Source organism: Ewingella sp. S1.OA.A_B6, from assembly GCF_049889095.1.
Taxonomy (GTDB): domain Bacteria; phylum Pseudomonadota; class Gammaproteobacteria; order Enterobacterales; family Enterobacteriaceae; genus Ewingella.
The window spans coordinates 39,756-62,937 of the sequence record NZ_JBLJFK010000014.1; the positions used below are offsets into that span (position 1 = coordinate 39,756).

Consider the following 23,182-nt stretch of genomic DNA (forward strand, 5'->3'; position numbering starts at 1 on the left):
TAACTTTATCCCACAAAATATTAATTGAAAGACATTTCTACCCCACCGGAGCCACCCCCATGCGATTAACAAACACTTTAACAGGTGAGCACTTTCTCGTTTCGAGGGTGGCTAACGGTTACGAATACACCATTAACCAAATAGGCACACGAAACAAAGTTCGCATGAACCATGAGCAATATGCGGCTTATCGTTTGAAGCCTGAGATTAAGGAAGTTGAGGAGGAAGTATGAGCAAGTATCCAGTTACGGTTCACCCCACTACCGAGGCGAATTGGTTTAACGAAAACGTGCGTACGGAAGGAGCGCTTTTGCGTGATGAATTCGCGGGTAGAGCTATGGCTCAAATATGTTTTTTGCAGGAAGGTAATAACCCCGAGTCAGGAGCAAGTCAGGCTTATGCGTGGGCTGACGCAATGATGAAGGCTCGCGAAGAAGGTAACGACAAATGAGCGAATTCAAAGTCACCAGAAGCATTATCTATAAGTGTTACGCCATCAAAATACCCCAATCATTTGGCGAAAAGCTTGCCGGGGTTGCTCAGATTGTCCCCTGCTATGAACTGCCTTATGAGCTATGCACGAAAATGGCCGCCTTGATGAGTGCAGGTGATAGTTCTACAGACTACTGGATTGACCGCCTGACTGAATATAAGAGCGGCTTCATCAGCCAGTTAACCCGAGAACTTAACTACCGAGAATTGCCTAAGTGAGCCCCTTCCTGCTGCGCATTCACTGAGTGCGCATCGTGATAAGAGCCCCTTATCAAGTTAATGCTGTGAACCACTTCGCCCTGTCACCCCACAGGGCTTTTTTATATCTGGAGATAACCATGAGCCTGACAGCCCTAACACTAAGCAAGAAGCATCTCGAAACTGAAAGAGAAAGTCTGCGTGATCTCTACGAGAGAGAATCAAAACGCATTGCCCGTGAACTGGTGAAAATCACCGAGCAGCTTAATTTCGTAAGTGCTGGGCTGGACGAGGATTTACTAAAGCTTGGCATGTCAGTTGTGAGCTTTGGTGATTTGAAAGGAAATTCAGAGCGGCGCGGTTGCGTTACTGACGCAATAAACGATTTGGCGGCGGGTGGGAAAACCCTCAGTGAGAAGTATTTCGGAACTAAAGATTATGCCCACTGGAGCGATCAGCGCGAAGACCATGAGTACGGATATGGGCCGCGACATGGAAGCATTGTTTTCAAGGTTGGCCTAACCAATGATGCATTGGCGAAATTTCTCCGTGGTGGATTAACTGAAGGCGACATTGAATCTGCAATCTACTGCCTGATGAATATCGATGAAATAAACAGGCAGAAGAAAGCCGCAAGCCAAGCCGCCTAACCGCGGCTTTTTCAATGGATGCAAAAGCCAGTTCAAGAGCTGGCTTCTTCATCTAAACATCAATTACAGGAGTTGCCATGAGTGAGTCTAACGAACTGGTTATCGTCGAGCCTAAGAACGCGCTCACGGTATTTACTAAACCCGATGAGATTGAATCCATCTTGCTAAAAGTTGAGCAAGAGGTCGGCTCATTTGTGCCTGATGTATCGACCAAGAAAGGCCGTGACGCTATCGGCTCACTTGGCTTGAAAATAGCCCGTACCAAGACATACCTCGACGGCTTGGGGAAAGACCTTGTTGATGAGTACAAAGAAATCCCCAAGAAAATCGACGCCAATCGGAAAACAGTTCGTGACCGGCTCGATGCGCTGAAAGCTAAAACGCTGAAGCCTCGGGATGAGTGGGACGCCGAGCAAGCACGTGTCGCATATGAAAAGCAGATGCAAGACTTGCATGCAGAAGCGCTGGAAATGAACGCTGATATCGATAAATCACGCGCTGAACGCATCGAAGCAGATCACGAACTCGCACTTCTGATGAACGCACAGCATGACCGCGATATTGCCGACGCTAAAGCCGAGACAGAACGCCAGCGCATTGCCCACGAAGCTGAAATAAAGCGTCAGGCAGTTGAGCAAGCACAGCATGAAGCCGACGAAAAGATTCAGCGGGAACGTGAAACATCGGCTAAGCGTGAAGCTGACTTGAAGGCTCAGGCAGAGCAGGAAAAGCGAGACCGTGAAGCTGCAGCGCAGAAAGCCGAGCAATTCCGCATTGACGCGGCGGCCAAGGTAGAAACTGACCGGTTAGCCGCAGCACAGCAAGCTGAGCGCGAGAAGCAGGAAGCTATCGCAGCCGAGCAACTCAAAGCTCAACAGGAAGCCCAGCGTATTCAGCGTGAAGCCCAGCAGAAAGAAGATGCGCGGATGGCAGAAGAGAAGCGTATCGCTGATGAAGCCGCTGCTCGTGCTGCAAATGAAACACACCGCAAAGCGATCGGAACTGACGTTGTTAACGCTCTCGTAGCGCACGCCGGACTGACTCGGGTTCAGGCTATCGACGTCCTGATGCAAATCAAAGACGGCAACATTCCCCACACCTCAATTCAATATTAATTAAACCGGAGCACCTCAATGATGACCTTAGCCATCGCAGGGCAGTCCCCATCGGGCTGCTCTATCAACTATTTGACCAAAATGCAGCACTTCCCAGCCTTCCGCGTTAACTCAGCAAGCTTTCACCAGCCGCCTAAGACGCTTCTGCAAAAGCTGTGGGAGCGCCTGGTGGCAACACTCAACCAAGAGGGTCAGCCATGAACATTGAAATCACCTGTCGCGGCGAAGTGAAGTCTAAGCACGGTGTCAGGCCATATGAAACCAGCGTCACAGTTGAGTCCGTAGATAGCATCCGGTTCGACAACGAACCCGGCGTGCTGGACTGGATAAACGACGACGCTATCGCGGAATACCTGCGGGGTCGAGGCTTCTCAGTGAGCATTCCAGAGGAGAAAGCAGCATGACTCAGGATGAACGCTTCAACGCTGCACTCAGCTCTGTATCAGCGTCTATCGCATGGAAACATCTGATTGCAGACGAACGCTTCACTGATGAAATGGCGCAATTAGAGGCTAATGCAGATCACCGCACCAGTCGGCAGCAGAACAGGATTGAGGAGGCTCAAAATGACAGCCGTTTATAAAGCAATTGCAGGCGTGGCAAAGGATTTATCAGAAGTCGGAATTTCCAAGGACAGCCGCAACCAGCAGCAAGGGTTTCAGTTTCGTGGCATTGACGCCGTGTATAACGCTCTATCCCCTGCGTTGGTCAAGAATGGACTCGTAATACTCCCTCGCATAACAGAGCGGACAGTGTCGGAGAGAGTCACTCAGAAAGGCGGCGTTCTGTTTTATGTCGTCGTGAAGGCCGAGTTTGATTTCGTTGCCACGGAAGACGGAAGCAAACACACGGTGATCACCTTTGGCGAGGCTATGGATAGCGGAGACAAGGCCACAAACAAGGCAATGTCCATCGCCTACAAATACGCGGCATTTCAGGCGTTCTGCATTCCGACAGAAGAGACAGCTCAGGATGCTGATGCGCTTGTTCATCATCCGGCAGCCAGATCACCAGATCAAATACTCCAGGATTTCACATCTCAAGCTGCTGACTGCCAGACCGTGGCTGAACTCAAAGGGATTTATACGCCAGCATGGAACGCCTTGGCGGCATCGGCAGAGCATCAAACTAAATGCGTGGAAGTATTTAAAACGCGAGGGTCAGAACTTAATAAGGCCGCATAAATGAATAATTTACAGCAAACAATATCCTCCTCCCTCCCATCCCATCTTCGCCCTATCTACGCACGAAGCATCAAGGCCATGAGAGATACAACGCTAAACAAAGCGCTTGTCATGTGTGGTGCTATCCATGCGATGGAGGAAATGAGCGCCGGGCGTCCCAGCCCTCAGATTGATGGAATGCGGCACAAAGAATGGTCGGCAAGGATGCTGATGAACCGCACAGCATCTACCTATCCGCGCCTGCCAGTAGAAGTAATCATAAATGCTCCGCGCGATTGGGATGGCCCATACGCACCATATAAAATTGCCGGGCAGGATGGTCCGATGCGGCATGATTAAAAATAAGCGAGGTGGCGATGGCCCGTAAACAATGGAGCCGGTCAGAACTAGATTTTTTGGTCGAAGTGGCCAGCACTCAGTCAGCCGGTGAGCTTTCTCAAGCGATGGGGAGAACGCCAGAATCTGTTAGAACAAAAGCGAGATACTTCGGGATTCAGCTTGTTCTGGTCAGGTCAAATAAGGATTGGACGCCAGCCGAAACTGCACTCTTCACTACACATTCCGACAAAGAAATCACCCTCATGACCGGCCGCTCACTGAAATCCATATCAGCTAAGCGCCGAAGAATGAACATCTATCGCCGGGCAGCCTAAAGGAACACTCATGACCCGCACAGTAATTTGCGATTACTGCGGCCAGCCATCGACTTTGGTTACTGGCCGAGCAATCTACCCTCACCGTCCCGATTTATTTTCTCTTCAGTTCTGGCAATGCATACCTTGCCGGGCTTACGTCGGCTGCCACAAAGACAGCAATGCTGTACCACTGGGCAGGCTGGCTAATTCTTCCCTGAGAGCGGCGAAAAATCAGGCTCATGCTGCGTTTGATCCGATCTGGAAGAATGGATGGATGAAGCGGAAGGATGCCTATAGGTGGCTTGCAAATCAGTTGGAAATCACAAGCAAGGACTGCCACATCGGGATGTTCAACATTGAAATGTGCGAGCGCGTTGTCGCATCTTGCCAGAAGAGGAACGCATTATGAACCCAGTAGAATTAAGAGAACTCATGAAGGATGCTGATGAGAGAGGAAAATATCTTGCAGCCATTTGTCACAGAGGCAAGGACGTGCTTCTTGGTGACATCGAAAAGCTCATCGAAATCATGATTGATGAAGCCGTTGAAATCGAAGAACGCAAAACAGAAAACGCCATCCTAAACCAGAAACTTTCAGCTTATCGACTCTCACAGCAAAACATCATCAACGCTTTCGGCATTGCTGGTGAAGGCGAACACAGCAAGCTGGTCATTGAGTATGTGATGGGGCTGGCTGCTGAGAATTCGGCGCTGAAAGCTGAAAATTGCATTCAGGATTTCATCATCTCCGCAGTTAAAGATTTAGTCCGTGAAAGTGATGGCGTGACAGGCTGGCATCGTAACGGCGATATCGCTTCATGGGATGAAGTTCTGCCGGAGCTATCCCACAGCGAAACACCAATCACCGACGCCGATATCGCTGAGATCGAGTCTGTTGGTGCCGAGAAGATGTTCAATCTGGTTGAGCCAGCGGTGCGTAATTTCTGCAATTCACAGGTCGCCAGATTGGTACTTGAAGAGCTGGCAATACTAGCCACTGATCTGCGCGCTGGGAGGAAGGGATGAGCGACAACGTAGAGGCCGTATGGTCTGTTGCTTTATATGTCGAATGCCCCGAGTGCGAAGAGTCGTTTGATTTAAATGATGATGGCGAATTCACCGATGGCACTAAAGGCCATGCGCTCGAATGTTTAAAGGATGTTGACGTGGAGTGCCCGAACCAAGATTGCGGGCATAAATTCAAAGCAGATTTAGCATGGTGAAGGAGCAACCTCATGACTGATACAACCCTAACCCACAGTGAACTTTGTATTATCGCAGAGCGGTTTCTCCGAAATAACGGGTTTAAGGTTGCGTTTCATGATCGGTTTATTGCTGGGGTTTCAACGGGTGAACAGCCTGATGCAATCGGATTCCGCAACCTCTCATCCTGCCTAATCGAAGCAAAGTGCTCTCGCGCTGATTTCCTCGCAGACAGGAAAAAGCGGTTTCGCGTGAATCCTGAATTGGGGATGGGGGACTGGCGCTTTTTCATCTGCGAGCCGGGACTGATCAGCATTGAGGAATTACCCGAAGGCTGGGGGCTGCTAAACGTAAAAAATGGCCGCGTCTATAAAGTTTGGGGTTGGCCGGGCAATGCGGTTTGGTATTTTCGCAAACCCTTTCATGCCAATAAGCAGGCTGAATGCGATTACATGTATAGCGCACTTCGCCGTCTTCAAATCCGTGGCCACTTGCCAGAAGTTTATGCCGGATTGCCGGTGAAGGAGGTTGTATGACTGACAAAACTGATATCGCGGCGCTGCGTGAAGCTGCGATTAAATCCACGGGTGGCGATTGGTGTACTGATTCACAGCATTCCGTTATTGCAGATGCCGGGCTAAATGCAAATTACTATGTAGCTGCCTGCTCCGGCCCCGAGTGTATGGCAAATGCCAAGTTTATCGCTCTGGCAAACCCTGCAACCATTCTCACCCTACTCGACCAGCTCGAAGCAGAGCGCCGGAAGTATGCCGCAGAAAATTTATTGAGAAAAGCCTCGGATAAAGCATTCAACGAACAATTTGAACGAGCAGAGGCGGCAGAGAAAGAGCGGGATGAGCTGTTAACGAGAAAGGATATCGTGGCGTCATGTCTATTAATCGGCGCTCAGCAGAAAGAAATCGCACAACTCCGCGCCAAGCTTGTAAACCCAGTAGTGCTGCCAAAGCTTTCAGTTGGTGAAGTCATGCATCGATCTGGATTTGACCGCCAATATGCAGAGGGCTGGGTAAGCGCTAACGACAATTCTATCCACGAAATTCGGACAGCCGGTTTTCTGGTTAAGGAGGAGTGATGCACGCTCACGTCATGCTCTACTGCCAGTGGCGAAAGTTCAAATATATGACTCATGGCTTCCGTGAGTTTTGCACCTACAACAAGTATGAAGAACGTTACCAGTGGCAGGATTTCAAAGGCCGGATGGTGTGGGCGTTCCTCATGTGGCACAACGGATTTTTAGAAGGGTGGAGGTAAGACCATGAAACTGAGCATTGAAGAACTGAAAGATATTCTTCGATATGAACCTGACACAGGAGCGTGGATAAGATTAAAGACGCGTGGCCCGTGCATAAAATGGTCTGAAGCCGGGAACATAAGTGCAGATGGTTACCGAAAGTTAAGGATTAACGGGAAAGATTATTTATCAGCACGACTGGCATTTTTCTATATGAACGGCAGATGGCCTATACAGATGGATCACATAAACCGAATCAGATTGGATGATAGATGGTCAAATTTACGCGAGGTAAATCAACAACAGAACAACTTCAATCAAGGCCTACGCGTAGACAATAGTAGCGGCGTTAAGGGTGTCTCCTGGTATAAGTCTCGCGAAAAATGGGTAGTGCAAATGAATGTCTACGGGAAACCTAGAAGATTTGGGTATTACAAAGACATTGAGCTTGCCGAACTAGTGGCTAGTGAGGCTCATGATAAATACCAAGGACAGTACGCAGCAACTGCTCAGATTCTACAAAAACAGGAATAAATACAATGGTGAACCTTTCAAATAACCCGTTATTACAGCAAGCATATGATGTTATCCAGGCCATCGAAAAATGCGGCGCATCAATTGAATTAACTGCCGCCGTTACCAAAGCGTCGGCATTGTTAACGGCAATTGATGAATTTATAAAAATCCGTGAGGCGCAGGGAGTGCCGGTGAGTTGTCCTGATTTTTGGTTAAGCCGCCCGGATGCGGAGCAAGCCGCAAAACAGCGCGGGAAAGGTCATGTTCAAGTTGAGATTAGCCTGTCATTCACGCAGCGCTTTAACGACGACGTGCCAGTATTCACAACCCCACAGTTGCCGATGGCTCATATTGGGTATCTGTATGCTGCAAAAGATACTGGCGCGGTAATCTATTCTATCGCGGATTCTGATATTGAAGGCGCACAGTTGGTAGGTCCGATTTACGGTAACCTCGTATTATCCGCAACACTAAATCCAGCGTAGTGCGCCATGCTACATCACATAACTCCTAATTTTACCTGCTAATGAGTTAGATAAGCTTCACAAAGAATATGCCGCCTTGAGCGGTTTTTTTACGCCTGTCATATGAGGTATCTGCGATGAAAACTCACGTACTTAAAATCTCACCTGAGCACTTCGACCCTGTATTTTCTGGTAGAAAGACTGCTGAACTGCGATTCAATGACCGTAATTATAAAGCTGGCGACTTACTAAAACTACGTGAGTTCTTTGATGGAGCATTCACTGGGAACCATGCATTCCGGCGCGTTACTCATGTGGCAGACATTGGCGAGTTTGCAGAGGGTTATGTGCTTATCAGCATGATACCTGCTTCGGAGTTTGAGGTTGCAGCGGCAGAAGCGGCATGAAGATACTCATCAATGGTGACACTGAGCCAGCCCACATCGTCGCTGCTCACTCAGCAATAGACGAGCACATTAAACGCTACGGCTCTGGCAACAAGTCTCACCCCGTCATCTACAGCATCAAATACCGCGGCAAGCATTATCAAATCGAAGTCACCAACACTAACAAACATCACATGGCTCACGTCATCACTGGTCATCGACAGCTAACGAAAGTTCACTATGGAGAGGCGGCATGAAAAAACTGATCGCACTGGCGTTCATATTCTTGGCATTGGCTGGATGTACTGACCCAGAACGCGCCGTAAAGGTGCTGGCAGACAATGGATTTAGCAATATTCACATCGGCGGTTATTCGTGGGCTGGGTGCGCAAAAGGCGACAACTATGCAACCGAGTTCAGCGCAACTTCACCGGCCGGCAAGCAGGTTAATGGCGTTGTCTGCTCCGCATGGCTGAAGGGTTCCACCATCAGATTCTTTGATTGAGGGATTGATATGAAAAAAACACCAACTTTGGATAGAGAGGTGAAGCTAAACGCGCTGCCGGAGTCCGCAGCAATTATCGTCGGGATAATCTCGGTCATCTTACTTTCATGGGTGCTACTGCCGCAGGGGTGATTATGTATACAAGACTTGAACGCCGGTTGATTTGGCTCGCTATCTTCCTTTTCGGCGCAATTTTCTGGATTGGCCTCACCTTTCTGATTTATGGAGTTTGGAAATGAAATATGAATACCTGAAAGGCAGTGAGAAGGATTTTGAAGGTGCGCAGGATGAGTGCTTGGTTATTGTTCGGCACCTTCGTCAAAAATGGATAAAACACCTAACGGAGTTTATTGGTGGCGCATGCCCATTGAATGAAGGATTCCCCATAGACTCAGTATCAAACTGGGAGATCATCGCCGAGCGCCGACCAATCACCGAGCAGGCTTGGGATGGCGAGCATTTACCACCCACTGGATGGGAGTGTGAAATGCAAAATGATAAAGGAGCGTGGCTTGCAGTAGATATCATTGCTCATAAAGATGGATTTGCATTCGGGTGGTCATACGATTGCCGAAGGGTATTCTTCAGCGATAAGCCTATGGATTTCCGCCCTATCCGGTCACCTGAAGATGTGGCAAGGGACGCAGCGATTGATGGCATGGCTGAGATAATCGAATACCGCACAGGATGCTCGCCAAAGCCGCTCGCTAAATGGCTCTACGATGCCGGTTACCGAAAGATGGAGTAACCCATGACAGAACAGGAGCGGAATGCACTGCGCTCCGCTGCGCGAAGATGTAATGAAGAACTCCACCAGGCCGTAGCGGCCAATCCAAAAACCCCATTCGATAAACTTTCCGGCCCGATCATCAAACGCCACTATCAGCCCATTAAGCCGATCTACCGGTTGGTTGATTTTCTGTGGACGATTGGCGTGCTCAACGGACAATTTGAAGAGAGGTAAGTATGCAAGAAATTCTATTAGACGATGAGGTTTTTAAGCTCACCGAAGCGGCTGCATATCTTAAGAAATCACCGCGTACGGTTCGGGGTCTCATTAAGGCAGGGAAGCTAATTGCCGGAAAGAGCGGGGAAAAGGCTCAGGGTCGGTTTGAGATTTTAAAGTCATCCTGCCTTGAGTATGTTCACAATCAAAAGCACAATCAGGCCGTGAGTGAATCAGATGGCCGTAAAGAGGATACATTATGGCGATCAAACAACGTGGTGGAGTTTGGCACTGCGACTTCGCAACGCCAGACGGAAAGCGTGTTAGGCGGTCTCTTGACACGTCAGACAGGCTTGAAGCGCAAGAGCTGCACGACAAACTGAAATCTGAGTCATGGCGGGTTAGCCGGTTAGGTGAAGCCCCTCAAAAAACCTTTGAAGAAGCATGCGTTCGCTGGCTTACGGATAAGCAACATAAGCGGTCATTGGATGATGACAAGACCAAGATTGAATTCTTCCTGGAGCACTTCTCAGGAAGAATTCTATCAAGCATCAGGCCGGAGGAAATTACTTCGGCTGTTGCTGGCCTGAAGAACAGGAAGTCTAACGGTAAGGTTGAAGTTACCAATGCCACCAAGAATCTTTACCTGGCTTTTATTCGTAGCCTACTGAGAATTGCGGAAAAGGAATGGGGATGGCTGGAGAAAGCGCCTAATCTGAAATCACGTTCAACTCCTAACCGGCGCATTCGCTGGCTAACCCGAGAGGAGGCGGAAAGGATGATCCGTGTTATGCCGGACATCATCAGGCCGGTAGTTATCTTCGCTCTATCTACAGGGTTGCGGCGTTCCAACATCATTAATTTGGAATGGTCGCAAATTGATATGCCGCGAAAAGTGGCATGGATTAATCCGGAGAACGCAAAGGGAGGAAAGGCGATAGGCGTCGCGCTGAACGATACGGCATGTTCTGTTCTGAGAAAACAGTTCGGTCTTCACTCGCGATGGGTATTTGTGCACACCAAAGCGAAGAATCGTGCTGATGGCTCAATGACGCCAGATGTTCGGAAAATGCGGGTGGATGATAACAGGCAATGGCAGAAGGGATTAAAGTTGGCGGGGATCGAGGATTTCAGATTTCATGACTTGAGGCATACCTGGGCGAGCTGGTTGATACAAAGTGGTGTTCCACTTTCGGCATTGCAGGAAATGGGTGGCTGGGAGTGTATTGAAATGGTGCGCCGATACGCACATCTCTCTCCCAATCACCTATCAGAACACGCATGCAAACTGGACTCAATGATTGTGGTCGATGGCACAAATACGGCACAGCATGGAATCGATAAGGTGCTTAAGATAGCGTAAGTGATTGTTTTATATGGTGCCGACTACCGGAATCGAACTGGTGACCTACTGATTACAAGTCAGTTGCTCTACCTACTGAGCTAAGTCGGCTTTTTGAGGTGCTGCGGGGGACTACGTGGCGTAATTTATTGAAATCTTCTGCGTGAGTCAATAGTAGGAAAGTGTGTTTGCTGCTTTTCTCATCATCCTGTTGATTTCATGTGCGTTGCACCGGTTTCTTCTCTCAAATCCACCGGTGCAAATACTCTTCATTCTTCGATTACGGACGCACTAAATCATCCCCATAACCAATCCACTTATAGGTGGTCAGGGCTTCTAATCCCATCGGGCCGCGGGCGTGGAGTTTTTGGGTGCTGACCGCCACTTCTGCGCCGAGGCCAAACTGGCCGCCGTCGGTGAAGCGGGTGCTGGCGTTGACGTAAACTGCCGAGGAGTCGACTTCATTCACAAAGCGGTCGGCCTGGCTGATGGAGCGGGTGAGGATCGCGTCGGAGTGTTCGGTGCCGTAAGCGCGGATATGCGCGATGGCCGCGTCAATGTCGGCGACGACGGTCACGTTCAGATCCAGCGACAGCCATTCGTCCGAGTAATCTTCTTCCACAACTGCCACCACCTTCGCCGGGCCATTTTGCAAATGCGGCATGGCGGCTCGACTTGCGTGCAGCGTTACGCCGGCGGCGTGCATTTTAGCACTCAGTTCCGGCAGAAATTGGGCGGCAATGGCCTGATGTACCAGCAGCGTTTCGAGGCTGTTACAGGCGCTCGGGCGCTGCACTTTGGCGTTTTCAATCACGGTCAGTGCTTTGGCGAAATCCACACTTTCATCAACGAAGGTATGGCACACGCCAATGCCGCCGGTGATCACCGGAATGGTGGACTGCTCGCGGCACAGTTTGTGCAGCGCTGCGCCGCCGCGAGGGATCAGCATGTCGATGTATTTATCCAGCCGCAGCATCTCGGCCACCAGCGCACGGTCCGGGCTGTCGATGGCCTGTACCGCAGCCTTTGGCAATCCGCACTGCTCCAGCGCCTGCTGGATCACTTTCACCGTGGCCTGATTGGTATGATGCGTCTCTTTACCGCCGCGCAGAATCGCCGCGTTGCCGGTTTTCAGACACAGGCTGGCGACGTCGATGGTGACATTAGGCCGCGCTTCGTAAATCACGCCGACCACGCCCAGCGGCACCCGGCGGCGTTCGAGCTTCAGCCCGCCGTCCTGAGTTGAGCCATCAATCAGCTGCCCTACCGGGTCACTCAGACGGCAGACGTCACGCACGTCGCTGGCAATCGCGGATAAGCGGGCGGGCGTCAGCAATAGACGATCCAGCAGCGCCTCGGTCATGCCGCTTTCACGCGCGGCGGACATATCCCGTTCATTGGCCTGAATAATGCTCTGGGCGTTGGCCTCGAGCTTGTCGGCAATCGTCAGCAGCGCACGGTTTTTCTCTGCGGTGCTGAGGGTGGAAAGCTGGTAGGAGGCCTGTCTGGCGGCCTTGCCTATTGCGTTCAACATGGGAATTTCCTTATTTGACACTCTTAACTGACAATCATGTCGTCACGGTGTACGGCAACCGGACCGTACTCGTAACCGAGGATATCGCTGATCTGCTGGGAATGGTGACCGGCAATCATGCGCATGGCGTCGCTGTTATAACGGCTGACGCCGTGGGCTAGATCGCGACCGGCCAGGCTGATGATGCGGATCACTTCACCGCGTGAGAAATCGCCTTTAACCTCACGAATGCCCTTCGGCAACAGCGAACTGCCGCGCTCAAGCATGGCGGCAACCGCGCCGTCATCAATGGTAATTTCACCCGCCGGTGGTGCGCCGAAGATCCAGCGTTTGCGGCTCTCCAGCGGCGTTTGCATGGCGTGGAAACGGGTGCCAACGGAGACGCCTTTGATCACGTCGCTGATCACGCCCGGCAGGCTGCCTGCGGCAATAATGGTATCGATACCCGCACGGCAGGCAATGTCTGCGGCCTGTAATTTGGTGGCCATGCCGCCCGTACCGAGGCCAGATACGCTGTCACCGGCAATGCCGCGCAGGGCATCGTCGATGGCGGTGATCTCGCGAATTAACTCAGCTTCCGGATTAGTACGCGGATCGGCGGTAAACAGGCCCGGCTGGTCAGTCAGCAACAGCAGTTTGTCGGCTCCGGCGAGGATCGCCGCCAGCGCTGACAGGTTGTCGTTGTCGCCGACTTTAATCTCGGCCGTCGCCACCGCATCGTTTTCGTTGATCACCGGTACGATGTGGTTATCGAGCAGCGCATTCATGGTATCGCGCGCATTGAGGAAGCGCTCGCGGTCTTCCAGATCGGCGCGGGTCAGCAGCATCTGACCGATATTGATGCCATAAATGGAAAACAGCTGTTCCCACAGTTGGATCAAACGGCTTTGTCCGACCGCAGCCAGCAGTTGTTTTGAGGCGATGGTGGCGGGAAGTTCAGGGTAACCCAGATGTTCGCGCCCGGCGGCAATCGCGCCCGACGTTACAATCACAATTCGGTGCCCGGCAGCATGTTGCTGCGCACATTGGCGGACCAGCTCAACAATGTGAGCCCGGTTAAGGCGACGGGAGCCGCCGGTGAGCACGCTGGTGCCCAGTTTTACAACCAAGGTTTGGCTGCCACTCATAATCATTCTGCCGTTTGAAATAAAAGTATTGAACAGAGTTTAAATGAAGAGGTGGGTGGTTGTCTTTGGAAAAGGAGAGAAGCGTTATGCCCGAAGGCATAACGCCGGATAACAGAGTTAATTCAGGGTGAAGCGTTAACGTCAGGCTGACAGCTTCAATGGTTCGTCACTGAAATTTTCGGCAGGTTCAAGCTTTAATGACATATCAACAATCATGGCGTTGAGGTTCTTGTGGAAACCGCGCAGCGTGGTCTCCAGCTTGTCCTTAACTTCAGAATTTTTAATGTTTTTGGTCTTCCAGTTTCCGTCTTTATCAAATAATCCAAAGTGATAGATATAAGTAAAACGTTCAGCTTCAGCCTGCAGTTCTATCCACCAGCCCCAGAACTCACGTTTCTCAGGCGCAGGTTTTGCGTCTACGCAGACCGCCAGACAGTCAAAGAAAAAGCGATCGTGCTCGCATTTTCCTTCGCGGATATAAGGCCCCAGAGTACCGAAACGTTTCATTAGCCGGCTTTTAGGATGACCACTTGGTAACGTCATTGTACAACCTCCATATGTAAGCCATCCTTTTTAGCAAAACGTTAAAAATTAGCAACTGTTAAGTTAGCGCATTCTCGCTACTAGCCAGTCGCTGATCTCATGTAATGCACGATCAAAGTTACGGAAAAGCGGCTCCGGCTTGATGGTTAACAGCTTACCCTGGGCAGACGAATCGACAATTAGCTTCGATTCTTCCTTAGGACTGAAAGGATCGTTCTCCCAGTAACCGGCTAGCATTGGCGTGGGGGTCCGGCGCCCGAGTAAACCCTGCGTCTTCAGAGAATATCGATTTAGTTCGGTCTTCAGCGCGCTGTCGGAGGCATTCGACATAGCCAGGCGGCTGGCGAGCACGTCCATGTGCATGTCCGGCACTTTCTCCTGACATTTGGCGTCACAAAGCAAGGTATGCACCAGCGCGCCGAGCGTCGCTACGGCACGCACTCGGCGTGGTTCAAGATAGGCCAAACGCACTGCCACGTTAGCACCAAAGCGGAAACCAACCAGGCTAATTTTGGTGGCATCAACCCAGACAACGTCGCTCAACTGTGCCAGCACCTGCTGATGCAGGAAGCTGGTGTCCTGGGTCAGTTTCCATTTGATGGAAAAACCGAGCGACGGCATGTCAATGGTCAACATGGCAATGCCACGCGGCGCCAGATATTCGCGGAACAGGCGCTGATGGTCACTCTGTAAGGTGTCCAGACCGCCGCACACCATCACGGTCGGGAATGGCGCTTTACCTTCATTCGGCAAATGCAGGAAACCGGTGATCGATGCCCCGCCTTCGATGGCAAAGTCGATCTCTTTCAGTTGGTACGGCGAATGCAGCGCAGATTGTTCGAAGGCTTTGTTTGCCAGCACCTGCGCCTGTTCAGCCAACGTATCGCCTTTCAGATGCGGGTAACCGGCGATGCTGTAAAGGTTAGCGGCGTTGAGCCAGTACTCGCTGGCCAGATTAACATCCTTCGCCTCCTGCGCCTTTTGCTGCCAGGCCATCCCCTGCTGCGACCATTCGTAGATCCAGTTACCGCTGCGATAACCAATCACCGTATCCAGCAGTCGCTCGTCGCTGTGTTTGGAAGTCGACACCGCAATACGCGATAACACTTCTTCCACTTCAATCGGATTAACGCCGCGCCATAACCACATAAGACGATTGATCGTGCGATACCAGCAGGGTGCAGAGTCCCCCTCCAGCGCGGAATGCAGCGAGCCATTACTTTGATGATGAACGCGATTAACCAGCGTCGACGTCTCAGGATATTTAAAGGTAGGTTTAAACAGTTTTTCCGTAAGGTTGACAGGCGCCATGGTGCAGTGTCCTCCGTTTGCAAGCGATATGAGTGTTATTCTGCCATCTCTATATAGGAAGTACGTTGCGGCAAGACAAGAGACAGGTCAAGCGCGATAGGATCCCGCTTTATATCCGACCAGAAAAACCAAAGCAAAACGCCCGGCATTTAGCCAGGCGTTCTTTAAGAGGATCATCATGGCAATCCTCTAAATCATTCTTGTTGTATCAAGGCGGCAACTGAATAAGTCCCCGGGTGCATACATCAGTATGTGACTGGGGCGAATGAAGGCAGCCAACGCAAAAACAGCAAGAAGGATGACAGGAACCTTGAAATCCTCTAAATCATTCTTGTTGTATCAAGGCGGCAACTGAATAAGTCCCCGGGAGCATACATCAGTATGTGACTGGGGCGAATGAAGGCAGCCAACGCAGAGACAGCAAGAAGGATGACGGGAACCTTGAAATCCTCTAAATCATTCTTGTTGTATCAAGGCGGCAACTGAATAAGTCCCCGGGAGCATACATCAGTATGTGACTGGGGCGAATGAAGGCAGCCAACGCAGAGACAGCAAGAAGGATGACGAGGATTATTGGCCAACTAATGGGGGAACAAACACCACGCCCATATCCCACGGCTGCTGAATCCAGGTGTCTTGCGGAATGTCGATGACATAATCGTCAACCAGCGGCGCACCGGCGGGTTTAGCGAAAATGGTAATAAAATGGGCTTTCGGGTACATCTCGCGGATAGCTTTGGCGGTCCCGCCGGTATCTACCAAATCGTCGATCACGATAAAGCCTTCGCCGTCACCTTCTGCGCGTTTCAGCACGTGCATGTCGCGCTGATTATCATGGTCGTAGCTGGAGATGCAGACGGTATCAACATGACGAATGCACAGTTCTCGCGCCAGCAGAGCCGCAGGAACCAGACCGCCACGGCTGACCGCAATAATGCCAGTCCACTGTTCTGCCGGCAGCAGGCGCTTTGCCATGGTGCGGGCATGGATTTGCAGCATATCCCAGGTTACAACGTATTTTTCGCTCATATAGGTGTCCCAGCCAGTGAATTGACGGCTTTTAAAAATTTAAACCCTAAATAATTCGAATTGCAGGACAAAATACCAGCGGCATTTTGAACAGCGCTTAGCGCTGACCCCTATAACGCGGCAAGTGAACGAATCCCGATGAGCTGACATAAATCAGTGATTCGGGTGAACGAACGCAGCCAACGCATCTGCAATTTGACGTATGACGGGTGTATTCGGGGAAAAAGGTTGCGCGGGATTATAGTGATTTCAGCTCATAAAAACCAGCGGTTATCTGGAAGCCAGCGCCCAAAAAACCCGGATTTTCTCCCCGCGTACGCGCACAGGTTAAGATTAAGTGATATTGTGTCAGACCACTCGCTACAACGTCTGGCGGGTCTTACTTAATCTTAAACCTACAGTTTCTCTATCAGTTCACCTGCACACTGCACCTGACTGAGCTGACTGTTACAGGAGACTTATAGTGTCTGAACTGTCTCAACTTTCGCCACAGCCGCTGTGGGATATTTTTGCCAAAGTCTGTTCCATTCCGCATCCTTCTTACCATGAAGAAGCCCTGGCGAAACACATCGTTGAATGGGCGCAGGAAAAAGGGATTCACGCTGAGCGTGACGAAGTCGGTAATATTCTGCTGCGCAAACCTGCGACTAAAGGCATGGAAAACCGCAAGCCGGTGGCGTTGCAAGCCCACCTCGACATGGTGCCGCAAAAGAATAACGATACCGTTCATGATTTCACTAAAGACCCCATCCAGGCCTACGTCGACAACGGCTGGGTAAAAGCCCGTGGCACCACACTGGGTGCCGACAACGGCATCGGTCTGGCCTCTGCACTGGCGGTGATCGCGGATGACTCGGTTGAGCACGGCCCTCTGGAAGTCCTGCTGACGATGACCGAAGAGACCGGCATGGCCGGCGCATTTGGCCTGCAGCCGAACTGGTTACAGTCTGAGATCTTGATCAACACCGACTCAGAAACCGAAGGCGAAATCTACATGGGTTGCGCAGGCGGGATTGATTTCACCTCCACCCTGCCCCTGACCCGCGAAGCCTTACCTGCTGGGTACGCTACGCTGAAGCTGACGCTGAAAGGGCTGAAAGGCGGCCACTCCGGCGCTGAAATTCACCTTGGCCTCGGTAACGCCAGCAAACTGCTGGCACGTTTCCTCGCGGAGCACGCCGAGAGCCTCGGTCTGCGCCTGATGGACTTCACCGGCGGTACGCTGCGTAACGCCATCCCACGTGAAGCTATCGCGACGCTGGCGGTGTCTGCGGCTAATGCTGACGCACTTAAAGCGGCTGTGCAGGAATTCCTCGCCACTCTTCAGTTTGAACTGTCTGCGGTCGAGAAGAAAATTGCCTTGGTGATTGAAGCGGTTGAAAGCCCTGCAAAAGTGCTGAACGTAGCAAGCCAGAACGGTTTTATCGCGCTGCTAAACGCAACGCCAAACGGCGTGATCCGCATGAGCGATGACGTTAAAGGCGTGGTTGAAACCTCACTGAACGTCGGCGTTGTCACCATGAAAGACGACGAAGTGGCGATCAACTGCCTGATCCGTTCGCTTATCGACAGCGGTAAAGAGTACGTGGTGAGTATGCTTGATTCACTCGGCAAACTGGCTGGCGCCAGGACATTGGCAAAAGGGAGCTACCCTGGCTGGAAACCTGAGCCAAGCTCACCGGTGATGACGCTGGTGCGCGAAACCTACCAGCAACTGTTCGATAAAACCCCTAACATCATGGTGATCCACGCCGGTCTGGAATGCGGTCTGTTCAAAAAACCGTACCCTGACATGGACATGGTCTCCATCGGGCCGACCATCACCGGGCCACACTCGCCGGATGAGCAGGTACATATCGAAAGTGTTGGCCTCTACTGGCAACTGCTGACGGCGCTGCTGAAAGCGATCCCTGAAAAGAACTGATTGTTAACCCTTTCCCAGCCTTCGCCTCTCTCGGGGGGAAAGGTTGGGATGGGGTGTGGGTTTCAGGTGCTGAGTCGCCAGAGCCAAACCTCCTCCCAGCCTTTTTTCGCAGAGAGGTGCGAAAGCCAACGCCTGATTTATTCCCAGGGGAGCAGCAACTGCCTCTCAATTTGCGGATCCTGCAATGTGACATGTAAACCGACCAGCCTTACGCCCCGACCGTCGCGCCGCTGTTCCCAGGCTTCCCGCGCTACTTTCAGTAAATCCTCTTTATTTAGCACCGGCCAGACGTGTTCCTGAGTGGTCTGCTGGAAGTCATGGAATTTAAGCTTGATGCCTTGTCGTGCAATGCGCAGGTCTGGACTGACACGGCTTAGACGTGTTTCGAGTTCAGGAAACAACCGTTCAATCAACGTGACGCACTCTTCCCAGCTGTGAATATCCTCCGCCAGCGTGCGCTCCACACCGACTGACTTGCGCAGCCGCTCCGGTGACACACCCCGCTCATCAATTCCCTGACAGCGTTCCCACAAGACACGCCCAAACTTACCGAAGTTTTTCAGCAACAGCGCCAGGTCATAGCGTTGCACGTCGCCGCAGGTCTTCAGACCGCGCTCCTGCAGACGCTGTGCCGTCACTTTGCCTACGCCGGGAATTTTGCTCAGCGGCAGATCCAGCAGAAAGCCGGCCACCTGGTCGGGCGTTATTACATATTGTCCATCGGGCTTATTGAGATCGGAGGCGATCTTCGCCAGAAATTTAATCGGCGCGATGCCGGCCGAAGCCGTAAGGTTTATTTCATCGGAAATCGTCTGGCGGATCTCAGCAGCAATCAGCGTCGCCGAACCGCTGCATAACGTGGTCTCTGAAACATCCAGATAGGCTTCATCCAGCGACAGCGGTTCAATCAGGGAAGTATAGCGGGAGAAAATTTCACGGATATGGTTTGAAGCTTCTTTATAAGCTTCCATTCTGCCTGGGATCACTTTGAGATGCGGGCAGAGTTTCAGCGCCATGCCGGTAGGCATCGCACTGTGCACACCGAATTTACGTGCAGGGTAATTGGCAGTGCTGATGACACCCCGGCGGTCGCGGCTACCGCCGATGGCTATCGGAATATCACGCAGGGAAGGATCGTCGCGCATTTCCACGGCAGCAAAGAAGCAGTCCATATCAACGTGAATAATTTTGCGCATACCCCTCCCCAATAACTGTATAAGTATACAGTTAAAATAAGAGAACTCAAGTGAGTCATCTTCAACTCATAAGCGTAAATAGATTTGAAAAATCCCTCATTCACTCCATGAATAACGCGAGGAAATAAAGATTAATTATTAATTTATAAACATTTTTTCCGATCACTTTAATATTAATACAACAATCGCTCCGTATATTGGCCGGGTATCATCCTTCAGCTAAATGGAACCCGCCAAGATGAAAAACCCATCCCGCCTATTGCTAAGCACATTATTATCCGGCTGTTTGTTGTCGCCGGTGACTTTCGCCGCAACGGGTATGCATGCCCCGCAGATTATCGCCCACCGGGGCGGTACCGCCGACGCGCCTGAAAACACGCTTCCCGCCATCACGTTGGCGCTTGAAAATAGTGCTGATGCCATCTGGATCACTGTGCAGCTGTCAAAAGATGGCGTGCCGGTACTTTACCGTCCTTCCGATTTGAAAACTCTGACCAATCAGCAGGGGCCGATCTCCCAATTTACCGCGACAGAGTTGGCCAAGGTAGATGCCGGATGGGCATTCGGTTCCGGCGAGATACATCCATATCGTGGGAAAAATATCGGTATTCCAACATTGGAGAGTATTTTAAACGCTTTTCCGAAAACCCAATTTTATATCGACATCAAAACCCCGGATGCTGCTCCGGAAAAAATGGCGGCAGCGCTGAACAGCGTACTGAAAGAGACACACAGCCTGGCGAGAACCCGTATCTACTCGACTGATACAAAATATCTTGAAGCGCTGCCCGCAGGGTTACCACGTTTTGAAAGCCGTGATTTGACCCGTACCGTGCTTGCCAATATCACCATGGCCCATCAGTGCCAGATTCAACCGGATAAGAAAGAGCGCTGGTATGCGCTGGAAATGAAGCGCGAGGTGGAAGTGGTGGAGAAATATACACTCGGTGAAGCGCGCTCAAAAGCCACGCTTGAATGGGATAAAGAAGCTATGGAGTGTTTCCGTTCTCAGGGCAAGGCCCACATTATTTTGATTGGCATAAACAACCAGACAGATTATCAACAGGCCAAAAAATTACACGCCGACGGCGTTCTGGTGAACTCCCCGGCTGACTTCAAAAAGATCCCGCGTTAACGACACTCGTTCCCGGCAGCAATGCCGGGATATCGCACGTATTCCGACACAGCAGCGGTATAAAAAACAATCTCTCCCATTTTTTATTAATTTATAACTAAAATTATTATCAGCGCCATTGCTAAAAAAACCATCAGTATTAAGATGGCAGCAAATCAAGCATGTTAAGTGCCGATTGTACATCAGTGGCGGTCTTAAAGATCTTTGTATCTGTAGACAAAATAATCAGAACTATTTTATTAGCAGGAAGAAGAATGATTAGAATCGCGCTGTTACTTGCGATGCTCCTCAGTTTACCTTTATTTACCCTCGGAACAGCGGCCGCCAGTGAGCCCGTCCCGGTAAATCAGGCACTTAAGCAAAAGCTATTAGGTTCCCCCGTCTATATTCAAATCTTCAAGCAGGAACGTAAGCTTGAACTTTATGCCGAACTTCAGGGTGAATATCGCCTGATTGGCACATACGGTATTTGTGATTTTTCTGGCGGCTTAGGGAATAAACGCCGCGAAGGGGATTTCAAAAGTCCGGAAGGTTTTTACAGCGTAGATATGCATCACTTAAAACCTGACAGCAAATTCTATCGCGCGATTAACATCGGCTTTCCGAATGATTACGACATGGCTCAGGGTTATTCCGGCAAATACTTGATGATCCACGGTAACTGTAAGTCCATCGGCTGTTATGCGATGACTGACCAGTATATGGATGAAATTTTCACTTACGTGCAGGCAGCCTTCCAGTTTGGTCAGCGTAACGTGCAGATCAGCATTTATCCATTCCGCATGACCGACGCCAACATGGTGGCGCATAAAAGCTCTTCATACATCAGTTTCTGGAATGAGCTGAAACCCGGCTACGACTATTTCCAGAAAAACCATATTCCACCGAACGTGGTGGTCAGCGCAGGTAAGTATGTGCTGACTCAACCGGTGAAAGTGATCCCGCTGGCATCACAGCTGGCGTTCACCACAGTGAAATAATGCGAACTCGCCTGGCGCAATTTTGTTCCAGGTTTCGTTACCCGTAAGAGGTTGAGTGGCGATCACCGTGACGACATCATTGGGTGTCGTCTGCTGCTGAAAATCAATTTCCACGTCCTGATCCAACAACGTTGCCTTACCAAACGGCGCCCGCCGGGTGATCCAATACAGATTGGTGGAACAATAGGCCATCACGAAACGCCCGTCCGACAGCAGCATGTTAAACACGCCCTTCTGCCGTAACTCGTCAGCCAATGATGCAATATAGCGAAACACTGACGGCCAGTTTCCCGGTGTGCGCGGATAGCGCTCGGTCAGTTTATGCAGCAGCCAGCAGAAGGCAAATTCACTGTCGGTCTGGCCTATTGGGCGTAACGTGCCGGTAACCAGCTGACGATAACCGCGCAATTGGCCGTTATGAGCATAAGTCCAGTTGCGGCCCCAGAGTTCACGGGTAAACGGATGGGTATTTTCCAGCGACACTTCACCGCGGTTGGCCTGACGGATATGCGAAATCACCGCGCAGGATTTGATCGGATACTCCTGAACCAGGCGAGCGATGGGCGAATTAAAACTCGGTTGCGGATCTTTAAAGGTGCGGCAGCCGTTACCTTCGTAGAAAGTAATGCCCCAGCCATCTTTATGCGGACCTGTACCGCCACCGCGCTGCACTAATCCACTGAAACTAAAACAGATGTCAGTAGGAATATTAGCGCTCATCCCGAGCAACTCGCACATCACCAGCCTCCTTTACAACAAAGGTCTTATGCCTTCGCCATCTCTTTTTCGATCAACAGAATTAGGATATGAATCACTTTAATGTGAACTTCCTGCACGCGATCGGCGAAGCCGAAATGCGGCACCCGAACTTCCACATCGGCGGATCCGTCCATCTTGCCGCCGTTCTTGCCGGTCAGGGTGATCACTTTCATGCCCTTAGCACGCGCCGCTTCAATGGCTTTGATCACATTGGCGGAGTTGCCAGACGTTGAGATGCCAAACAGTACGTCGCCTTTCTGGCCAACCGCTTCGACATAGCGTGAGAAAATATGGTCAAAGCCGAAATCGTTACCTACGCAGGAGATATGGCTGACGTCTGAAATTGCGATTGCCGGATAACCAGGGCGATTTTCACGGTAACGACCGGTCAGCTCTTCGGCGAAGTGCATGGCGTCGCAGTGCGATCCGCCATTACCGCAAGAAATTACTTTCCCGCCTGCTTTGAAGGAATCCGCCAGCATCACGGCAGCACGTTGAATTGAGTCAATGTTAGCCGGGTCGCTGATGAATTTGTTCAGCGTGTCAGCAGCTTCGTTCAGTTCACTACGGATAATATCCTGGTACATGGCAGCCTCTTTTATGTCCATTAGTAGTAAATAAGATGTTCCGTTTTGCAGTGTAACGGATCGCCGAAACACCGAGAAGCAATGAAGCGGTAATGAATCTGATAGTTTCCGCTTTTAGCCCTTCGTGCTGTCGGTTTGTGAGCCAAGTTGTAATTAAGATGTAAATTAG

At 50.9% G+C, this 23,182-nt stretch carries 35 protein-coding genes and 1 tRNA gene; 27 read left to right on the plus strand and 9 right to left on the minus strand.

All coding sequences use genetic code 11. The features are described 5' to 3' along the window. Positions 1-229: 229 nt before the first annotated feature. From ACMV8I_RS18855 to ACMV8I_RS18970, 24 genes are all read left to right on the plus strand, one after another. Positions 230-451 carry a hypothetical protein gene (locus tag ACMV8I_RS18855; RefSeq protein WP_498866734.1) on the plus strand — a complete coding sequence of 74 codons (222 nt, stop codon included), beginning with the start codon at positions 230-232 and terminating at the stop codon, positions 449-451. Further along, positions 448-711, plus strand: coding sequence for a hypothetical protein (locus tag ACMV8I_RS18860; protein ID WP_498866735.1), 264 nt, complete (start codon positions 448-450; stop codon positions 709-711). The genes ACMV8I_RS18855 and ACMV8I_RS18860 overlap by 4 nt, the downstream gene beginning before the upstream one ends. A gap of 119 nt (positions 712-830) precedes the next feature. After that, positions 831-1,340, plus strand: coding sequence for a hypothetical protein (locus ACMV8I_RS18865; RefSeq protein WP_498866736.1), 510 nt, complete (start codon positions 831-833; stop codon positions 1,338-1,340). A gap of 77 nt (positions 1,341-1,417) precedes the next feature. After that, a complete protein-coding gene (locus ACMV8I_RS18870; protein ID WP_498866737.1) occupies positions 1,418-2,455 on the plus strand; it encodes a hypothetical protein in 1,038 nt (345 codons plus the stop codon). An 18-nt stretch (positions 2,456-2,473) separates the two neighbouring features. Beyond that, positions 2,474-2,656: a hypothetical protein gene (locus tag ACMV8I_RS18875; protein WP_498866738.1), complete on the plus strand. Its 183-nt coding sequence runs from the start codon at positions 2,474-2,476 to the stop codon at positions 2,654-2,656. Next, positions 2,653-2,859: a hypothetical protein gene (locus ACMV8I_RS18880; protein WP_498866739.1), complete on the plus strand. Its 207-nt coding sequence runs from the start codon at positions 2,653-2,655 to the stop codon at positions 2,857-2,859. Before ACMV8I_RS18875 ends, ACMV8I_RS18880 begins: the two co-directional genes overlap by 4 nt. Then, entirely contained in the window at positions 2,856-3,038 is a 183-nt protein-coding gene (locus ACMV8I_RS18885) for a hypothetical protein (protein WP_498866740.1), read from the plus strand. The genes ACMV8I_RS18880 and ACMV8I_RS18885 overlap by 4 nt, the downstream gene beginning before the upstream one ends. Then, complete coding sequence (locus tag ACMV8I_RS18890; protein ID WP_498866741.1) at positions 3,022-3,639, plus strand: ERF family protein; 618 nt, start codon at positions 3,022-3,024, stop codon at positions 3,637-3,639. Before ACMV8I_RS18885 ends, ACMV8I_RS18890 begins: the two co-directional genes overlap by 17 nt. Next, positions 3,640-3,978 carry a hypothetical protein gene (locus ACMV8I_RS18895; protein WP_498866742.1) on the plus strand — a complete coding sequence of 113 codons (339 nt, stop codon included), beginning with the start codon at positions 3,640-3,642 and terminating at the stop codon, positions 3,976-3,978. Between the two features lie 17 nt (positions 3,979-3,995). Then, positions 3,996-4,292: a hypothetical protein gene (locus ACMV8I_RS18900; RefSeq protein WP_498866743.1), complete on the plus strand. Its 297-nt coding sequence runs from the start codon at positions 3,996-3,998 to the stop codon at positions 4,290-4,292. 10 nt (positions 4,293-4,302) lie between these two features. Next, positions 4,303-4,683 (plus strand): zinc-finger-containing protein, encoded by a 381-nt coding sequence (locus ACMV8I_RS18905; protein ID WP_498866744.1) that lies wholly within the window; start codon positions 4,303-4,305, stop codon positions 4,681-4,683. After that, positions 4,680-5,300, plus strand: coding sequence for a hypothetical protein (locus ACMV8I_RS18910; protein WP_498866745.1), 621 nt, complete (start codon positions 4,680-4,682; stop codon positions 5,298-5,300). The genes ACMV8I_RS18905 and ACMV8I_RS18910 overlap by 4 nt, the downstream gene beginning before the upstream one ends. Then, positions 5,297-5,497 carry a hypothetical protein gene (locus tag ACMV8I_RS18915; RefSeq protein WP_498866746.1) on the plus strand — a complete coding sequence of 67 codons (201 nt, stop codon included), beginning with the start codon at positions 5,297-5,299 and terminating at the stop codon, positions 5,495-5,497. The genes ACMV8I_RS18910 and ACMV8I_RS18915 overlap by 4 nt, the downstream gene beginning before the upstream one ends. Positions 5,498-5,509: 12 nt before the next feature. After that, complete coding sequence (locus tag ACMV8I_RS18920) at positions 5,510-6,013, plus strand: hypothetical protein (protein WP_498866747.1); 504 nt, start codon at positions 5,510-5,512, stop codon at positions 6,011-6,013. Beyond that, complete coding sequence (locus tag ACMV8I_RS18925; RefSeq protein ID WP_498866748.1) at positions 6,010-6,570, plus strand: ead/Ea22-like family protein; 561 nt, start codon at positions 6,010-6,012, stop codon at positions 6,568-6,570. The genes ACMV8I_RS18920 and ACMV8I_RS18925 overlap by 4 nt, the downstream gene beginning before the upstream one ends. Positions 6,571-6,753: 183 nt before the next feature. Further along, a complete protein-coding gene (locus ACMV8I_RS18930) occupies positions 6,754-7,263 on the plus strand; it encodes an HNH endonuclease (protein ID WP_498866749.1) in 510 nt (169 codons plus the stop codon). Between the two features lie 5 nt (positions 7,264-7,268). Next, on the plus strand, positions 7,269-7,730 hold the full coding sequence (locus ACMV8I_RS18935; protein ID WP_498866750.1) for a hypothetical protein: 462 nt from the start codon (positions 7,269-7,271) through the stop codon (positions 7,728-7,730). A gap of 116 nt (positions 7,731-7,846) precedes the next feature. Further along, on the plus strand, positions 7,847-8,116 hold the full coding sequence (locus ACMV8I_RS18940) for a DUF3850 domain-containing protein (protein ID WP_498866751.1): 270 nt from the start codon (positions 7,847-7,849) through the stop codon (positions 8,114-8,116). Next, on the plus strand, positions 8,113-8,352 hold the full coding sequence (locus ACMV8I_RS18945; RefSeq protein ID WP_498866752.1) for a DUF4060 family protein: 240 nt from the start codon (positions 8,113-8,115) through the stop codon (positions 8,350-8,352). Before ACMV8I_RS18940 ends, ACMV8I_RS18945 begins: the two co-directional genes overlap by 4 nt. Next, positions 8,349-8,600: a hypothetical protein gene (locus ACMV8I_RS18950; protein ID WP_498866753.1), complete on the plus strand. Its 252-nt coding sequence runs from the start codon at positions 8,349-8,351 to the stop codon at positions 8,598-8,600. Before ACMV8I_RS18945 ends, ACMV8I_RS18950 begins: the two co-directional genes overlap by 4 nt. Before the next feature lie 235 nt (positions 8,601-8,835). Next, positions 8,836-9,348 (plus strand): hypothetical protein, encoded by a 513-nt coding sequence (locus tag ACMV8I_RS18955; protein ID WP_498866754.1) that lies wholly within the window; start codon positions 8,836-8,838, stop codon positions 9,346-9,348. 3 nt (positions 9,349-9,351) lie between these two features. Further along, positions 9,352-9,564 carry a hypothetical protein gene (locus tag ACMV8I_RS18960; RefSeq protein ID WP_152327963.1) on the plus strand — a complete coding sequence of 71 codons (213 nt, stop codon included), beginning with the start codon at positions 9,352-9,354 and terminating at the stop codon, positions 9,562-9,564. A gap of 2 nt (positions 9,565-9,566) precedes the next feature. Continuing rightward, positions 9,567-9,929: a helix-turn-helix domain-containing protein gene (locus ACMV8I_RS18965; protein ID WP_498866755.1), complete on the plus strand. Its 363-nt coding sequence runs from the start codon at positions 9,567-9,569 to the stop codon at positions 9,927-9,929. After that, a complete protein-coding gene (locus ACMV8I_RS18970) occupies positions 9,812-10,909 on the plus strand; it encodes a tyrosine-type recombinase/integrase (protein ID WP_498866803.1) in 1,098 nt (365 codons plus the stop codon). The genes ACMV8I_RS18965 and ACMV8I_RS18970 overlap by 118 nt, the downstream gene beginning before the upstream one ends. Before the next feature lie 14 nt (positions 10,910-10,923). Here ACMV8I_RS18970 and ACMV8I_RS18975 read toward each other — a convergent pair. The 6 genes from ACMV8I_RS18975 to gpt all read right to left on the minus strand — a co-directional run bounded on the left by ACMV8I_RS18975 (position 10,924) and on the right by gpt (position 16,432). Then, positions 10,924-10,999 (minus strand) — tRNA-Thr (locus tag ACMV8I_RS18975). A gap of 169 nt (positions 11,000-11,168) precedes the next feature. Next, positions 11,169-12,422, minus strand: a complete 1,254-nt coding sequence (gene proA, locus ACMV8I_RS18980; RefSeq protein ID WP_498866756.1) for a glutamate-5-semialdehyde dehydrogenase — start codon at positions 12,420-12,422, stop codon at positions 11,169-11,171. A gap of 23 nt (positions 12,423-12,445) precedes the next feature. Next, the gene (gene proB / locus ACMV8I_RS18985) at positions 12,446-13,549 is read right to left on the minus strand and encodes a glutamate 5-kinase (RefSeq protein WP_498866757.1); all 1,104 of its coding nucleotides are present in this window, start codon (positions 13,547-13,549) and stop codon (positions 12,446-12,448) included. A gap of 141 nt (positions 13,550-13,690) precedes the next feature. Then, positions 13,691-14,092: a sigma factor-binding protein Crl gene (gene crl, locus ACMV8I_RS18990; RefSeq protein ID WP_498866758.1), complete on the minus strand. Its 402-nt coding sequence runs from the start codon at positions 14,090-14,092 to the stop codon at positions 13,691-13,693. A gap of 63 nt (positions 14,093-14,155) precedes the next feature. Then, a complete protein-coding gene (gene frsA / locus ACMV8I_RS18995; protein ID WP_498866759.1) occupies positions 14,156-15,403 on the minus strand; it encodes an esterase FrsA in 1,248 nt (415 codons plus the stop codon). Between the two features lie 570 nt (positions 15,404-15,973). Further along, entirely contained in the window at positions 15,974-16,432 is a 459-nt protein-coding gene (gpt, locus tag ACMV8I_RS19000; RefSeq protein WP_498866760.1) for a xanthine phosphoribosyltransferase, read from the minus strand. 463 nt (positions 16,433-16,895) lie between these two features. Between gpt and pepD the strand changes: the two genes are divergently transcribed. Beyond that, a complete protein-coding gene (gene pepD / locus ACMV8I_RS19005; RefSeq protein ID WP_498866761.1) occupies positions 16,896-18,356 on the plus strand; it encodes a beta-Ala-His dipeptidase in 1,461 nt (486 codons plus the stop codon). Between the two features lie 137 nt (positions 18,357-18,493). Here the strand turns inward: pepD and dinB are convergent, their stop codons facing one another. After that, complete coding sequence (gene dinB / locus ACMV8I_RS19010) at positions 18,494-19,552, minus strand: DNA polymerase IV (protein WP_498866762.1); 1,059 nt, start codon at positions 19,550-19,552, stop codon at positions 18,494-18,496. 238 nt (positions 19,553-19,790) lie between these two features. On the opposite strand from dinB, the gene ACMV8I_RS19015 reads away from it, so the two are divergent. Both ACMV8I_RS19015 and dpaA read left to right on the plus strand, forming a co-directional pair. Further along, positions 19,791-20,687, plus strand: a complete 897-nt coding sequence (locus tag ACMV8I_RS19015) for a glycerophosphodiester phosphodiesterase family protein (protein WP_498866763.1) — start codon at positions 19,791-19,793, stop codon at positions 20,685-20,687. 254 nt (positions 20,688-20,941) lie between these two features. Beyond that, the gene (gene dpaA, locus ACMV8I_RS19020; protein WP_498866764.1) at positions 20,942-21,667 is read left to right on the plus strand and encodes a peptidoglycan meso-diaminopimelic acid protein amidase; all 726 of its coding nucleotides are present in this window, start codon (positions 20,942-20,944) and stop codon (positions 21,665-21,667) included. Here the strand turns inward: dpaA and ACMV8I_RS19025 are convergent. Together ACMV8I_RS19025 and lpcA are read right to left on the minus strand one after the other, a co-directional pair. After that, positions 21,638-22,405, minus strand: coding sequence for a class II glutamine amidotransferase (locus tag ACMV8I_RS19025; RefSeq protein ID WP_498866765.1), 768 nt, complete (start codon positions 22,403-22,405; stop codon positions 21,638-21,640). The two genes, dpaA and ACMV8I_RS19025, sit on opposite strands and share 30 nt — an antisense overlap. Positions 22,406-22,431: 26 nt before the next feature. Then, positions 22,432-23,013: a D-sedoheptulose 7-phosphate isomerase gene (gene lpcA, locus ACMV8I_RS19030; RefSeq protein WP_498866766.1), complete on the minus strand. Its 582-nt coding sequence runs from the start codon at positions 23,011-23,013 to the stop codon at positions 22,432-22,434. Positions 23,014-23,182: the final 169 nt, after the last annotated feature.